General features: G+C 58.9%; 11 protein-coding genes. 5 read left to right on the plus strand and 6 right to left on the minus strand.

The genetic code is table 11. The features are described from left to right. Positions 1 to 53: 53 nt before the first annotated feature. The 4 genes from ACM6IN_RS26385 to ACM6IN_RS26400 all read right to left on the minus strand — a co-directional run bounded on the left by ACM6IN_RS26385 (position 54) and on the right by ACM6IN_RS26400 (position 4,835). Positions 54 to 1,928 carry an MFS transporter gene (locus tag ACM6IN_RS26385; protein WP_414916978.1) on the minus strand — a complete coding sequence of 625 codons (1,875 nt, stop codon included), beginning with the start codon at positions 1,926 to 1,928 and terminating at the stop codon, positions 54 to 56. Positions 1,929 to 2,027: 99 nt separating this feature from the next. Further along, complete coding sequence (locus ACM6IN_RS26390; protein ID WP_414916979.1) at positions 2,028 to 3,179, minus strand: TDT family transporter; 1,152 nt, start codon at positions 3,177 to 3,179, stop codon at positions 2,028 to 2,030. Between the two features lie 105 nt (positions 3,180 to 3,284). Then, on the minus strand, positions 3,285 to 3,596 hold the full coding sequence (locus tag ACM6IN_RS26395) for a cupin domain-containing protein (RefSeq protein WP_095114101.1): 312 nt from the start codon (positions 3,594 to 3,596) through the stop codon (positions 3,285 to 3,287). Positions 3,597 to 3,647: 51 nt separating this feature from the next. Next, positions 3,648 to 4,835 carry an MFS transporter gene (locus ACM6IN_RS26400; protein ID WP_414916980.1) on the minus strand — a complete coding sequence of 396 codons (1,188 nt, stop codon included), beginning with the start codon at positions 4,833 to 4,835 and terminating at the stop codon, positions 3,648 to 3,650. Between the two features lie 91 nt (positions 4,836 to 4,926). Between ACM6IN_RS26400 and ACM6IN_RS26405 the strand changes: the two genes are divergently transcribed. Together ACM6IN_RS26405 and ACM6IN_RS26410 are read left to right on the plus strand one after the other, a co-directional pair. Further along, the gene (locus tag ACM6IN_RS26405; RefSeq protein ID WP_042704976.1) at positions 4,927 to 5,469 is read left to right on the plus strand and encodes a TetR/AcrR family transcriptional regulator; all 543 of its coding nucleotides are present in this window, start codon (positions 4,927 to 4,929) and stop codon (positions 5,467 to 5,469) included. 258 nt (positions 5,470 to 5,727) lie between these two features. Then, positions 5,728 to 9,198, plus strand: coding sequence for a NahK/ErcS family hybrid sensor histidine kinase/response regulator (locus ACM6IN_RS26410; protein WP_414916981.1), 3,471 nt, complete (start codon positions 5,728 to 5,730; stop codon positions 9,196 to 9,198). Positions 9,199 to 9,299: 101 nt separating this feature from the next. On the opposite strand, the gene rmuC is transcribed toward ACM6IN_RS26410, so the two are convergent. Continuing rightward, on the minus strand, positions 9,300 to 10,664 hold the full coding sequence (gene rmuC, locus ACM6IN_RS26415; RefSeq protein ID WP_177321054.1) for a DNA recombination protein RmuC: 1,365 nt from the start codon (positions 10,662 to 10,664) through the stop codon (positions 9,300 to 9,302). A gap of 175 nt (positions 10,665 to 10,839) precedes the next feature. Beyond that, entirely contained in the window at positions 10,840 to 11,163 is a 324-nt protein-coding gene (locus tag ACM6IN_RS26420; protein ID WP_007919780.1) for a hypothetical protein, read from the minus strand. 962 nt (positions 11,164 to 12,125) lie between these two features. On the opposite strand from ACM6IN_RS26420, the gene ACM6IN_RS26425 reads away from it, so the two are divergent. The 3 genes from ACM6IN_RS26425 to ACM6IN_RS26435 all read left to right on the plus strand — a co-directional run bounded on the left by ACM6IN_RS26425 (position 12,126) and on the right by ACM6IN_RS26435 (position 14,525). Beyond that, positions 12,126 to 12,350: a hypothetical protein gene (locus ACM6IN_RS26425; protein ID WP_003214941.1), complete on the plus strand. Its 225-nt coding sequence runs from the start codon at positions 12,126 to 12,128 to the stop codon at positions 12,348 to 12,350. Positions 12,351 to 12,624: 274 nt separating this feature from the next. Then, positions 12,625 to 13,107 (plus strand): hypothetical protein, encoded by a 483-nt coding sequence (locus ACM6IN_RS26430; protein ID WP_007919783.1) that lies wholly within the window; start codon positions 12,625 to 12,627, stop codon positions 13,105 to 13,107. A gap of 146 nt (positions 13,108 to 13,253) precedes the next feature. Beyond that, positions 13,254 to 14,525, plus strand: coding sequence for an OmpP1/FadL family transporter (locus ACM6IN_RS26435; protein WP_007919786.1), 1,272 nt, complete (start codon positions 13,254 to 13,256; stop codon positions 14,523 to 14,525). Positions 14,526 to 14,573: the final 48 nt, after the last annotated feature.

Below are 14,573 nucleotides of genomic sequence, written 5' to 3' on the forward strand. Positions count from 1 at the left end.
ACGATCAACTGTGGGAGCGAGCCTGCTCGCGAAGAGGCCCTTAAAATCGCCGACTATCTGATGGCCCCGCGCAACTCCCCCACCAACACTTGCAACTGCGCCGGCTCAGCAGCATCCACGCCCACCGGCGCACCCGCCACCAACGTCACCCGCGACCACAACCGCCGAAACACACCTTTATTCGGATCGCGACTGAAGAAACTCCCCCACAACCCCTGCAACGCCAACGGAATCACCGGCACCGGCGTCTCCTCGATAATCCGCGTCAGCCCACCGCGGAATTCGTTCATCTCGCCATCGGCAGTCAACTTGCCTTCCGGGAAGATGCACACCAACTCACCCTCCTTCAGATATTGAGCAATGCGCGTGAAGGCCTTTTCGTAAATCTGGATGTCTTCATTACGTCCGGCAATCGGAATTGTCCCCGCCGTGCGGAAGATAAAGTTCAGCACCGGCAAGTTGTAGATCTTGTAGTACATGACAAAGCGAATCGGCCGACGCACCGCACCGCCAATCAGCAAGGCATCGACGAACGACACGTGGTTGCACACCAGCAATGCCGCGCCTTCATCGGGAATCGCCTCAAGGTTACGGTGCTCGACGCGGTACATGGAATGGCTGAGTAGCCAGATCATGAAACGCATGCTGAACTCGGGGACGATTTTGAAGATGTAGGCGTTGACGCCGATATTCAGCAGCGACACCACCAGGAACAACTGCGGGATCGACAGCTTGGCCACGCTCAACAGCACGATCGAAACGATGGCCGAAACCACCATAAACAACGCGTTGAGAATGTTGTTGGCGGCAATCACCCGCGCCCGCTCATTCTCGGCAGTGCGCGACTGGATCAAGGCATACAGCGGCACGATGTAGAAACCACCGAAGATGCCGAGGCCGAGAATATCGACCAACACCGCCCAGGTGTGCACGAAGCCCAGCACCTCAATCCAGCTATGGCCAGTGACACTGTCGGGAATTCCGCCGGAGTGCCACCAGAGCAGCAGGCCGAACACAGTCAGACCAAATGAGCCGAACGGCACCAGACCGATCTCGACCTTGCGCCCGGACAGCTTCTCGCAAAGCATCGAACCCAGCGCAATACCGACCGAGAACACCGTGAGAATCAGCGTTACAACGGTTTCATCGCCGTGCATCCATTCCTTGGCGTAAGCCGGAATCTGCGTCAGATAAATCGCCCCGACAAACCAGAACCACGAGTTGCCGACAATCGAGCGTGACACCGCCGGAGTCTGGCCCAGACCGAGTTTCAACGTCGCCCACGACTGGCTGAAGATGTTCCAGTTCAGGCGCATTTCCGGGGAGGACGCCGCTGCACGGGGAATGCTGCGGCTGGCCAGATAGCCCAGCACGGCAATCCCGACGATCGCGCAGGACACCAACGGCGCATAGTGACTCGAAGACATGATGACCCCGGCGCCAATCGTCCCGGCGAGAATCGCCAGAAACGTGCCCATCTCCACCAGGCCGTTGCCGCCAACCAGTTCATCCTCGCGCAGCGCTTGCGGCAGGATCGAATATTTCACCGGCCCGAACAGCGCCGAATGCGTGCCCATGGCGAACAGCGCCACCAGCATCAGCGACAGGTGATCGAAGAGGAAACCGACCGATCCTACGGCCATGATCGCGATTTCCGCGAGTTTGATCAGACGAATCAGCGCGTCCTTGGCGAACTTTTCGCCAAACTGCCCGGCCAGTGCCGAGAACAGGAAAAACGGCAGGATAAACAGCAACGCACACAGGTTGACCCAGATCGAACGGTCACCCTCGATGGTCAGCCGATAGAGAATGGCGAGGATCAGCGACTGTTTGAACACGTTGTCGTTAAACGCGCCGAGCGACTGCGTGATGAAGAACGGCAAGAAGCGCCGGGTGCGCAGCAGGTTGAACTGTGAGGGGTGACTCATCTTCCGTGTTTCCCTGATGTTTAAGGTAGAGAGGCCTGGGTACTGCTTATTGGATTCTCGAAGCGCGATCCAGGCCACACCTTACCTAAACTTTTCAGGTTATTTCTTCAAACCTGCGATGCACGGCGAGACAAACAGCTCGCCACGCCAGGCGCCCTGCACGGTGCGTTTACCGACGATCAGCCACATCACCGCCAGCAACATCACCAACAGCGTGCCGACGACGCTGAAAAACGTCAGGTTCAGGGTGCTCGCCAGTTTCAGGGTTGCCAGCGAATACACGCCCAACGGAAAGGTGAATCCCCACCAGCCAAGGTTGAACGGGATGCCGTCACGCAAATACCGCACGGTGATCAGCAGCGCCATCAGCATCCACCACAGCCCGAAACCCCACAGGGTAATGCCGGCAATAAGTCCCAGACCCGAGGCGATTTCACCCATGCCCGGCAGACCGTTGGCCGCGAAGATCGCTGGCGCATCAGCGCCGAGCAGCAACATGCCCAGCGCACCGGTACCGATCGGACCGAGGGCCAGCCAGCTCGAAGCGGCCATGTTTTCGTGTGGCAGTTTATGCAGGGCCATGCGCAGCAGCAGAATCGTCAGAATGCTGAACGCTACCGGCAGGGAAAAAGCCCAGAGCACGTAGCTTGTCGTCAGTACCACCAGTTGCGAGTGGGCATCGTTGAGATGCGGCGCGAGCAAACCACCGCTGGCCGCTGCCACTTCGGCTGCGACGACCGGCAACAGCCAAACGGCGGTCATCTGGTCGATGCTGTGTTCCTGACGGGTAAACATCATGTACGGAATCAACACGCCGCAAGCCAGTGACATGGCCACATCAATCCACCACAGCACTTCGGCAAGATGAATCACACCGTCGCCCCAGCGCGGCAGGCCGAACAGCAGAAATCCGTTGATGATCGTCGCGAGACCCATGGGAATCGTGCCGAAGAACATCGACACGGTGGAGTGGCCGAAAATCCGCCGCGCTTCATCGAAGAACAAGATCCAGCGTGCGGCATAGGCAGCGGCAAACACGCTGAACAACAGAATGTTGAACAACCACAAACCTTCGGCGATGGCGTGCAGGCCTGGAATGGCCAAAGGCAATTGCGCCAGCGCTAACGCCAGCACACCGGTGCCCATGGTGGCAGCGAACCAGTTCGGGGTGAACTGACGGATGACTTCGCGTGGATGCTGAAGCTGGCTGAACGGCTTGATGCCGGGTTTGGCGCTATTGGGGCAAATCATCATGAACTCCTGTCCTCCGGTGAGGTTGAGTCCATGGTAGAACCGAATCGAATATCTATATAACGGGTAATATCTCTAACTGTTATCTGTTTTACCAATAAGAATTCAGACGCTGCCCTCGCTCTCGATCACCAGAATCCGCGCAGAGCCTTGCGGATGGGCGACGTGCTCGGTGCCGACGCTCGCATAGAAGATGTCACCGACATCCAGCTGCACCTGTTTTTCTTCGCCCAGTTCGCGGTAATGCATCAGCACTTGCCCATCCAGCACCACAAACACTTCCTCGCCGTCGTTGATGTGCCATTTGTACGGCTGATCGGTCCAGTGCAGGCGCGTGGTGATGCCGTTCATGTTGGCGATGTCCAGCGCACCCCAGGCGCGCTCGGCGGTGAAGGTTTTGCTGCGAATAATCTTCATGAGTCAATCCGTGAGAAGAAGGCGCGCCAAGGCTAACCGAAACCGCAGTGATTATGGAGCGCGGCACACTTTGGCTGGCGCAGGACGCAGGCTGAGCAACAACGCGGCGACAGCCAACACGATCAAAATCGCCCCGTAACCATCGGTGGTCGCCAGCAATCCGTAGCTGCGCGACAAGTGCCCGGCGAGCAACGCCGGCAGGCAGAACGCCAGATAACTGAGCACGTAATACGCGGCCATCAACCCCGCGCGCTCATGGGCCAAGGCCAGCGGCACGAGGCTGCGCACCGCACCGAGAAATCCTGCACCGAAGCCGCAACCGGCCACCAGCGTACCAAGGAAAAACAGCGACAGACTGGCGCTGTGCACACCCAGCAGAATCAACACCAGACCAATCGGCAGCAGGCTCGCGCCTAGCTGCAATGCCCGTGCGGCGGGACGATTGCGCAGGGTGAAAATCATCAATGCACCGGTCACTGTCAGGGCGGCCACGGTTGCGCCGCCGATCAGATTGGACGTCGAACCGGTGGCGGTGCGCACCAATGACGGTGCCAACGAGGCGTAGAAACCGCCGAGCGCCCACGTTGCCGTATTCAGCGGCAACACGCGCCACAAGGTGGCCCGCGCTTGAATCGGCACGTGCAATGTCGGCCGCAACGAGGCCCACGCCCCCGCTTGCGGAGTGACGCTTTCCGGTAAGCGCCAGACATAAATGCCCTGCAATACAAACAGTGCGAGCAGCAGCCAATAGCTCAGTTGCAACGGCGCCGGCGCAAATTCGGCCAGCAAACCGCAGCCCATACCGCCCAATGCCATGCCAAGCAACGGCGCCACACTGTTGATCAACGGTCCTTGCTGACGGTCGGTGTCGAGTAACGTCGCGCTTAAAACGGCGGTGGCCATGCCGGTCGCAAAACCTTGGAGTACACGCGCACTGATCAGCCAAGTCACACTGTCGGCGTAGATAAACAGCAGCATCGCCAACGCGTTGAGCACCACAGCGGTGAAGATCACCGGTTTGCGCCCGAGGTGATCAGACAGCGAGCCGACTGTTAATAGCGCCGCCAACAGACTGAGTGCATACACGCCAAAGATCAGCGTCAGCACCGCGGCCGAGAAGTGCAGTTGATCCTGATAGAGGTGATACAACGGCGTCGGCGCCGTGGAGGCGGCGAGAAAACTCAGTAAAGTCATCGCCAGAAACCACAGGCTGGATCGGTTGTTAGCAAGGCTGGTCATGGGCACACTCCGCAAAAGCTAATTTTTTGCTTTTGCGGAGTGTGCTACTGCCTCGCGCTTAAAGCAAATTCTTTGTGTTAAGGTCTGCCGCATGGCTATTAAAGAAGGTTTACGCCCCGGCGGCCGCAGTGCCCGGGTGCAAGATGCAATTCATTCGGCAGTTCGAGCGCTCCTGCAAGAACAGGAGCGCTCGACCGTGACCGTCCCGCAAATTGCCGCGCGCGCCGGGGTGACGCCGTCGACGATTTACCGGCGTTGGGGTGATCTGTCGGCGTTGCTGGCAGACGTTGCCCTCGCCCGCATGCGCCCGGACAGCGAGCCGGCGCAAACCGGCAGCTTGCGCAGCGATATCCGCGCGTGGGCCGAGCAGTATCTCGACGAGATGAGCTCCGAGCCTGGGCGCAACATGATGCGTGACGTGCAAGCGAGCGCGACGCCGGGGTATTGCGTGACGATCATCGGCGCGCAGTTGCAGACGATCATCGAGCGGCATCCGGATGAGGCGGCGCCGAGTGTCGATCGGTTGATCAATCTGGTGGTCGCGCCGGTGGTGTTCCGCATTCTGTTTTCGGCGGCGGCGCTGGAGGTGGATGAGTTGCATCGGTTGATTGATATTGCGCTGCGTCAGGACTGACACCGATATTCATGTAGGAGCTGCGGCACGCTGCGATCTTTTGATCTTGATTTTGAAAGATCAAAAGATCGCAGCCTCGTTTCACTCGACAGCTCCTACAGGGTTCGATGCCTGGCAATGTCAACGCACAACGCCTCCATTCAAACCTGCGACACACCGCCACGCCACGACCTTGGTCGACACTGACTAACCGCCCCGCGCATGCGAGACTGTCCGCCCGGGCAGGAGTGCCGGGGAGTCATTTGTCGGGAGTGTTGCATGTCGCTGTCCACCGGGCTGATCGCCGCCGTCGCCCTGGCCTATATGGCCATCATGTTCGCCATCGCCTTCTACGGCGACCGCCGCAGCGCGCCGTTGCCGCCGCGCATGCGTGCCTGGGTGTACAGCCTGTCGCTGGCGGTTTACTGCACCAGTTGGACGTTCTTCGGCGCAGTCGGTCAGGCGGCAGAACAACTGTGGTCATTCCTGCCGATTTACCTCGGGCCGATTTTGCTGCTGGTGGGCGCGCCGTGGGTCCTGCAAAAAATGGTGATGATCAGCAAACAGGAGAACATCACCTCCATCGCTGACTTTATCGCCGCGCGTTACGGCAAATCGCAATCGCTGGCGGTGGTCGTTGCGCTGATCTGCCTGGTCGGCGTCCTTCCTTATATCGCCCTGCAACTCAAGGGCATTGTCCTCGGCGTGAACCTGCTGATCGGCGCCGGTGCCGACGCCATGGGTACCCGCGCCCAGGACACCGCGCTGATCGTGTCGCTGGTACTGGCGCTGTTCACCATAGTCTTCGGCACGCGCAACCTCGATGCAACCGAACACCACCGTGGCATGGTGCTGGCGATTGCCTTCGAATCGCTGGTCAAACTGTTCGCGTTTCTCGCCGTCGGCGCCTTCGTCACTTATGGCCTGTATGACGGTTTCGAAGACCTGTTCAACCAAGCCATGCTCGCCCCACGCCTCGAGGAATACTGGAAAGAAACCATCAACTGGCCATCGATGGTGGTGCAAACCGGCGTGGCGATGATGGCAATCATCTGCCTGCCCCGGCAGTTCCATGTGACGGTGGTGGAGAACATTGATCCGCAGGATCTGCGCCTGGCCAAATGGGTGTTTCCAGCGTACCTCGCACTGGCTGCTTTGTTTGTAGTCCCGATCGCTTTAGCCGGTCAGATGATGCTGCCAAGTGACGTCTTGCCCGACTCCTTCGTGATCAGCCTGCCACTGGCTCAGGCGCATCCGGCGCTGGCGATGCTGGCGTTTATCGGCGGCGCATCAGCGGCGACCGGCATGGTGATTGTCGCCAGTGTGGCGCTGTCGACCATGGTCTCCAACGACATGCTATTGCCGTGGTTGCTGCGCAGAAATAACGCCGAGCGCCCGTTCGAAGTATTCCGCCAGTGGATGCTCTCGGTACGCCGCGTGAGCATCGTAGTGATTCTGCTGCTGGCGTACGTCAGCTATCGCTTGCTCGGTTCGACCGCGAGCCTGGCGACCATCGGCCAGATTGCCTTTGCCGCGGTGACCCAACTGGCACCCGCGATGCTCGGCGCGCTGTACTGGAAACAGGCCAACCGCCGTGGTGTTTTCGCAGGCCTGGCCGCCGGTACTTTCCTGTGGTTCTACACGTTGATCCTGCCGATTGCCGCGCACAGTCTCGGTTGGTCACTGAGCAGTTTTCCGGGGCTGGCTTGGCTGCACAGCAATCCGCTGAACCTGCCGATCACCCCACTAACCCAAGGCGTCGTGCTGTCACTGGCCGGTAACTTCACCTTGTTTGCCTGGGTCTCGGTGTTATCCCGCACGCGCGTGTCGGAGCACTGGCAGGCCGGGCGTTTCATCGGACAGGAGATCAGTGCACGGCCGAGTGCACGCTCGATGCTGGCGGTGCAGATTGACGATTTGCTGCAATTGGCCGCGCGTTTCGTCGGTGAGGAACGTGCGCGGCAGAGCTTTATTCGTTTCGCTTACCGTCAAGGCAAAGGCTTTAACCCGAACCAAAATGCCGACGGCGAGTGGATCGCCCATACCGAGCGTTTGCTGGCCGGTGTGCTTGGCGCGTCCTCGACCCGCGCGGTGGTAAAAGCTGCCATCGAAGGTCGGGAAATGCAACTGGAGGATGTAGTCCGAATCGCCGATGAAGCTTCGGAGGTCCTACAGTTCAACCGCGCCCTGTTGCAGGGTGCAATCGAGAACATTACCCAGGGCATCAGCGTCGTCGATCAGTCGCTAAAACTGGTGGCGTGGAACCGGCGTTATCTGGAGCTGTTCAACTACCCGGACGGCTTGATCAGTGTCGGCCGACCGATTGCCGACATTATTCGCTACAACGCCGAGCGCGGTTTGTGCGGCCCCGGTGAAGCGGAAGTCCACGTTGCTCGTCGTTTGCACTGGATGCGCCAGGGCCGCGCGCATACGTCTGAGCGGCTGTTCCCCAACGGCCGGGTGATCGAGTTGATCGGCAACCCGATGCCGGGCGGCGGCTTCGTCATGAGTTTCACTGACATCACCGCATTCCGCGAAGCCGAACAGGCGCTGACCGAAGCCAATGAAGGATTGGAGCAACGGGTCAGCGAACGTACCCAGGAACTGTCGCAACTCAACGTCGCCCTGACCGAAGCCAAGGGCACTGCCGAGGCGGCCAATCAGTCGAAAACCCGTTTTCTCGCGGCAGTCAGCCATGACTTGATGCAACCGCTGAACGCCGCCCGGCTGTTCTCCGCCGCCCTCTCCCATCAGGACGACGGCTTGAGCGGCGAGGCACAGAAACTGGTGCAGCACCTCGACAGTTCGCTGCGCTCGGCCGAGGATCTGATCAGCGATCTGCTGGATATCTCCCGACTGGAAAACGGCAAGATCAACCCGGATCGCAAGCCGTTCGCCGTCAATGAGCTGTTCGACACTCTCGGTGCCGAGTTCAAGGCACTGGCACAGGAACAGGGATTGACCTTCCGTGTACGCGGCAGTCATCTGCGCATCGACAGCGACATCAAATTGCTCAGACGAATTCTGCAGAACTTCCTTACCAACGCTTTCCGCTATGCCAAGGGCCCGGTGCTGCTCGGGGTGCGTCGACGCGGCGGCGAACTGTGCCTGGAAGTGTGGGATCGCGGGCCGGGGATTCCGGAAGATAAACAGCAGGTGATTTTCGAGGAATTCAAACGCCTCGACAGTCATCAGACCCGCGCTGAAAAAGGCCTCGGGCTGGGTTTGGCAATTGCCGATGGCTTGTGCCGCGTACTCGGCCACACCTTGCGTGTGCGCTCGTGGCCGGGGCGCGGCAGTGTGTTCAGTGTCCGCGTGCCGCTGGCCCGCTCCCAAGCCGTGCCGGTCAGCGCCGTCGCTGAATTGAATGGCAAGTTGCTGAGCGGCGCGCAGGTACTGTGCATCGACAATGAAGACAGCATTCTGATCGGCATGAACAGCCTGCTGAGCCGCTGGGGCTGTCAGGTGTGGACGGCGCGCAATCGTGAGGAGTGTGCGGCGCTGCTGAGTGACGGCGTGCGACCGCAACTGGCGTTGGTCGACTATCACCTCGATCACGGGGATACCGGCACCGAGTTGATGGCGTGGTTGCGCACTCGCCTGGGCGAACCGGTGCCGGGGGTGGTGATCAGTGCGGACGGGCGACCGGAGATGGTTGCACAGGTACATGCGGCGGGGCTGGATTATCTGCCGAAACCGGTGAAGCCGGCGGCGTTACGGGCGTTGTTGAGTCGGTATTTGCCGCTATAGAAGCAAAAGATCGCAGCCTCCGGCAGCTCCTACATGGGTATGGCGTACATCCTGTAGGAGCTGCCGGAGGCTCGGGCCGCGTTCGGACGATCTTTTGATCTTTATTCAGGGAGTTCGACGAGACCATCGACATCGGTCATCGCCCGCTCCAGCAAGTCCGCCGGCAAGCTCTTGCTCGCCCGCGCACCGAGCAATTTGAGTTGTTCACTGCGACTGACCAGATTGCCGCGCCCTTCTGTCAGCTTATTACGCGCTGAGCTGTAGGCTTTATCCAGCTGTTGCAGTCGATTGCCGACCTCGTCGAGATCCTGAATAAACAGCACGAACTTGTCGTACAGCCACCCGGCGCGCTCGGCGATTTCCCGAGCGTTCTGACTCTGGCGCTCCTGCTTCCACAGACTGTCGATCACGCGCAACGTTGCCAGCAACGTCGTCGGACTGACGATGACAATGTTGCGGTCGAAGGCTTCCTGAAACAGTGATGGCTCAGCCTGCAACGCCGCCGAAAACGCCGCTTCGATCGGCACGAACAGCAAAACGAAATCGAGGCTGTGCAGGCCTTCCAGACGTTTGTAATCCTTGCCGGCCAAGCCTTTGACGTGATTGCGCAACGACAGGACGTGCTGCTTGATCGCGATCTGCCCGAGCGTGTCGTCGTCGGCAGCCACGTATTGCTGATACGCGGTAAGACTCACCTTGGAGTCCACCACCACTTGCTTGTCGCCCGGCAGGTAAATGATCACGTCAGGCTGGAAGCGCTCGCCGTCCGGGCCTTTGAGGTTGACCTGGGTCTGGTACTCGCGGCCCTTTTCCAGACCGGCGTGTTCGAGCACACGCTCAAGAATCAGCTCGCCCCAGTTGCCTTGGGTTTTCTGGCCTTTGAGGGCACGGGTCAGGTTGGTGGCTTCGTCGCTCAGACGCAGATTGAGCGCCTGCAAGCGCTCCAGTTCCTTGGCCAGCGAGAAGCGCTCGCGGGCCTCGGCCTGATAGCTTTCTTCCACACGTTTTTCGAAGGATTGAATGCGCTCCTTGAGCGGATCGAGCAACTGTCCGAGCCGTTGCTGACTGGTCTCGGCAAAACGCTGCTCGCGCTCATCGAAGATCTTCCCGGCCAGTTCGGCAAACTGCGCCCGCAGTTCATCGCGCGAACCTTGCAGGTCGCTGAGGCGTTGCTGATGACTTTCCTGCTGTTCGCGCAGTTCGGCGTTCAGTGAGGCGGCCTGTGCGTCGAGGCGGCGCAGTTCTGCTTCCTTGTTCGCACGTTCGAGGTTCCAGGCGTGGGAGGCATCGCGAGCGTCGTCGCGTTCGATCTGCAGCAGTTCGACTTCCCGGCGCAGAGCCGCCAGTTCAGCTTGCTTGGCGGCATTGGCCTGACCGAGATCGGCGATCTCATCGCGACTGGCGTCGAGCTGCGCGTTGAGCCCATCCTGTGCCAGTTGCGCCATGGCCAGACGTTCTTCGAGCAGAGCCACCTCGGCCTGCCCATTGCTCGCCCGGCGTTGCAGTTGCCAGGCCAGCGCCAGCAGTGGCAATCCCGCTGCTGCAAGCCCCAGCAATACGCTGGTCAAGTCCATAGCCATAGCCACTCCCGCCGATCTTATAAAGCCTGAAGGTTAACCAAGGTGTCAGGTCTTGGACAGCTCAGTCTTCGAGCAGACCGAGTTCCTGCTGCGCACGACGGTCGCCGGCGCGAGCAGCCTGGCGCAACAGATCCTGACCGATGCGACGGTCCCGTGCGTTACCGCATTCGCGGCACATCAATTGGCCGAGACGGCTTTGCGCAACCACCACGCCATCACGCGCCGGTTGTTTGAGCAGGCGGCCAGCGAGGTGTTTTGCATTGTGACTGTCGCTCAGGCGCGGGCTGTCGAGCAGCCATTCGGCAACGCGAACGGAAAATCGCTTGGGCGGGGTAACAGGAGAAGGCTGTGAGGTAACAGAGTCTGATACTGAGCGAAACTTCATAAAGCACTGTGGGACGAATCGGAAGGCGCGCCACTCTACTCTCTTTTTCTTACAGGTAAAGTCGAAAAACAACCCGGCACGCCCGTCCTAGAGCAAGCGCTCGGGACAATCCACAGAAGCTGTGGATAACTCAGTGGACAACCGCCCTCCAACCCTCGCAAAGCCTTATGGAATGGGGCTCGCAGTCAAACTGACGATTTTTTCACCAACAAAAAAAAGCGATGTTTTTCATTGACTTAAACTTTCGTTGCAGGCAGCCATCGGGGTCAGGATTGGTATGACAGCGCCGTTACAGCCTGCGCAACTAATGTGCACAAGTACCTGTTACCTGGTTATATCGCTGCGCTTTTTCGGGTCGTTTTGGCGATCGGTGGGGGAATAAACCAGTCTGGCGCGCGCCTCGATGAAAATATCTTCACCGACCGACGGTCAATCAATGCGCCAATTCCGGGCATTTGAGCAAACACGCCAAGCAGCCTCAAGCTGTGGCTGCGATGTTTTTCTACACGAAGTTTGCTTTACCCGTTTCGATCCGTTAGTATCCGCGGCGTTAGTACCAAGCTGAAAGTCAATTCCGGTCGAACACATCCCCACGGTCAGCCTTCTACCAAGAAGCCCTACCGAAAAAGCGGGAACGACCCCTCGATGGTTTCCAGGTAAATCTTGCGACGACACTGCCTTCGAATGATGCGAAGGGTGTTGCGAAGAACACTTACTCTGACCGAACCAACCTGCAAATTGATCAGGATCTTCACCCCGGGCCCAGAACCTTTGCCCTCGTTGTGATGCCTGCCCTCCTAAGTACCTACCTGCCAGCCCAAGCGCGCCAACTTATCAGCGCTTCAAACTGGCTGCTTTGTTCCAGTCGGGTTCTTCGTTTGACCAATGGTGGTCGACGTTACTGGAACGTTTTAACGTTGCACGGTTCTTATCCGTGTCATTTGTAGGAACACCTAATAACTATGTCTACTCAAATCCATACTCAGGATGCCATTCGCACCCTAACCAACGCTTTTGCACCAATGAACTGCCTGATCATGGCCGCTCGCAAAGGCTGCTTCAGCTTCACACTGGTCAACGAACACGGTATCGCCCGCCACAGCGAGCGTCTGTACCCCGATCAGTACTCCAGCGCTGAACCGCTGCAGGCCGTGATCGATCGTACCCGTCAGGCACTGGTTGCCTGAAAGCCGAAAAGGCTGCAAAAGCAAAAGCCCCGCACAAAATGCGGGGCTTTTTATTGCCCGATGTTTCGCTTTTACCCCTCAGCGGCTAAGCACCATCGGATATAACGAATATTCCCCGCATCGGGAAATATTTTAAAAACAGGCCTTTACGTCGCGAATATGACACTACACTTCAACTCAAGCGGCGTGATCCGCTTGCGGCGAGCCTGAACCGATCCACAGCTGCCAAGCCCCCCTTCAGGACTCGCCATTAATAACAAGAACCGAGGGTTTTATGGGTATCGCTGCCAGCGAACTGTGCCGCTACGTGATCCGTCCTACGCTGATCTACCTGGGACGTCACAGCGCGACTGCCGAATCTCTGCTGCTGGGCATCGCCGCCAGCCAGTCAGCCCTGGGTTCCGCCCTGCATGACCGCCGTGGGCACGGCCTCTACCGCATCGCCGAGCATCGCCATCAGGCCCTCTGGGATGATTATCTGGCGCTCGACCCGGAACGCGCGAGCCTGGTGCGCGGCCTCGCCAGTCAACACGCTTTCCTCAGCGGTCCACACCTGGAACTTACGGTCAATCTGCGTTACGCCACAGCGATTGCCTGGCTGCTGGTAGAAGAACAAAACCCCACTCTCCCCGATTCCAACGATTTGCTGGGGATGGCGCGTATCTGGCGCCAGACCTTTCAACCCCAAGGTCGTCTGCGCGACTTCACTTATGCCTGGCACACGTGTGTTTCAACGGTGAATCAGGTCGCTTGCTGACCGCCGGGTTTCAGAAGATCTGCCAACAGGTCGCGAATCTGGTCGGATTGTCCTACAAAACCGCTCTAACTCAAGGCATACGGACTATAGCGCTGGGGCGAAAATGTTGGTAATTTTCGCCCCGGTGATCACCAGGAGTTCTAATAATGAAAAAAGTCATGCTCAAAACCACCCTTAGCCTCGCCGTTACCATGGCATCCACCCAGATCTTCGCAGCTGGCTTTGCCATCAACGAACACAGCATCAGCGGGATGGGCACTGGTTACGCTGGGCGATCTTCTTCTGCCGACGACGCAAGCACTGTTTATGGCAACCCTGCCGGCATGTCGCGACTCAAGCGCGAACAAGTCACTGGCGGCGTTGCATTCCTCGATGCAAAAACCGATATCAGCGATGCCAGCTCCAGCCCTAACGGCGGCAGCAACAAAGGCGACATGGTGCCCTTCACCTCAGTACCTATGGGCTTCTACGTCAAACCGATCGATGATCATTGGGCATTCGGCCTTGGCGTGTACGTGCCATTCGGCCTGATTACCGACTACGAAAAAGGCTTTGCCGGCCGTTACTTCGGCAGCAAGTCCGAAGTACAAGTGATCACCTTCCAGCCAACCGTCAGCTACGCCTTCAACGATAAGGTATCGATCGGTTTCGGTCCAACCATCAACCGCATTGACGGCTCGCTGGAGTCCAACCTGTCGATCACTCAAGCCCTGCCGGACGGCAAGGTCAAGATCAAGGGTGACGACACCGCACTGGGCTACAACGTCGGCCTGCTGGTACAAGCCACCGACAGCACTCGCGTCGGTCTGACGTACCACTCGAAAGTCGACTACAAGCTCGAAGGCGACACCAAGGTCAACTACGGCGCACTGGCCCTGGTCGGTGTGGGCGCCAACCAGAAGTACGACGCTTCGCTGAAGATCACTACCCCTGAATCGGTCGACCTCTCGGTAACCCAGGCGATCAACGATCGCTGGAACGTTTATGCCGGTACTACCTGGACCCGCTGGAGCCAGCTGGAGAAAATCACCGTCAAGAACTCCGGTGTGCAGCCGCTGCTGGCCGGTCAGTTCGGCGAGATCACCGAAGACCAGAACTGGCACGACTCCTGGGCTTACGCCGTGGGTACTTCGTACCAGCTGAACAAGGAATGGGTACTGCGTACCGGTTTGACTTTCGACCAGTCGCCGACCAACAACGTCGACCGCTCGCCACGCATTCCTACCGGCGACCGGACGATCTTCAGCATCGGTGCCGGCTGGAGCCCGACCGAAGATCTGACCATCGACGTGGCCTACTCGTACCTGAAGGAAGAGTCGGTCAACATCCGCAACCAGAACGATCGTGGCCAGAGCTACAACTCGAAGTATGAAAACTCGGCAAACGGTTTCGGTGTCGGCGCGACCTACCGCTTCTGATGCTGCGCGGCGAGGCTAATCCCTCGCCCACAAAAAGCCCCGCTCTCT

Source organism: Pseudomonas sp. IT-P395, assembly GCF_949767675.1.
Lineage (GTDB): Bacteria > Pseudomonadota > Gammaproteobacteria > Pseudomonadales > Pseudomonadaceae > Aquipseudomonas.

Excerpts from the sequence above, each read along its gene's own strand:
- ACM6IN_RS26385 (WP_414916978.1), bottom strand. The coding sequence starts at position 1,928 with ATGAGTCACCCCTCACAGTTCAACCTGCTGCGCACCCGGCGCTTCTTG.
- ACM6IN_RS26390 (WP_414916979.1), bottom strand. The coding sequence starts at position 3,179 with ATGATTTGCCCCAATAGCGCCAAACCCGGCATCAAGCCGTTCAGCCAG.
- ACM6IN_RS26395 (WP_095114101.1), bottom strand. The coding sequence starts at position 3,596 with ATGAAGATTATTCGCAGCAAAACCTTCACCGCCGAGCGCGCCTGGGGT.
- ACM6IN_RS26400 (WP_414916980.1), bottom strand. The coding sequence starts at position 4,835 with ATGACCAGCCTTGCTAACAACCGATCCAGCCTGTGGTTTCTGGCGATG.
- ACM6IN_RS26405 (WP_042704976.1), top strand. The coding sequence starts at position 4,927 with ATGGCTATTAAAGAAGGTTTACGCCCCGGCGGCCGCAGTGCCCGGGTG.
- ACM6IN_RS26410 (WP_414916981.1), top strand. The coding sequence starts at position 5,728 with ATGTCGCTGTCCACCGGGCTGATCGCCGCCGTCGCCCTGGCCTATATG.
- ACM6IN_RS26420 (WP_007919780.1), bottom strand. The coding sequence starts at position 11,163 with ATGAAGTTTCGCTCAGTATCAGACTCTGTTACCTCACAGCCTTCTCCT.
- ACM6IN_RS26425 (WP_003214941.1), top strand. The coding sequence starts at position 12,126 with ATGTCTACTCAAATCCATACTCAGGATGCCATTCGCACCCTAACCAAC.
- ACM6IN_RS26430 (WP_007919783.1), top strand. The coding sequence starts at position 12,625 with ATGGGTATCGCTGCCAGCGAACTGTGCCGCTACGTGATCCGTCCTACG.
- ACM6IN_RS26435 (WP_007919786.1), top strand. The coding sequence starts at position 13,254 with ATGAAAAAAGTCATGCTCAAAACCACCCTTAGCCTCGCCGTTACCATG.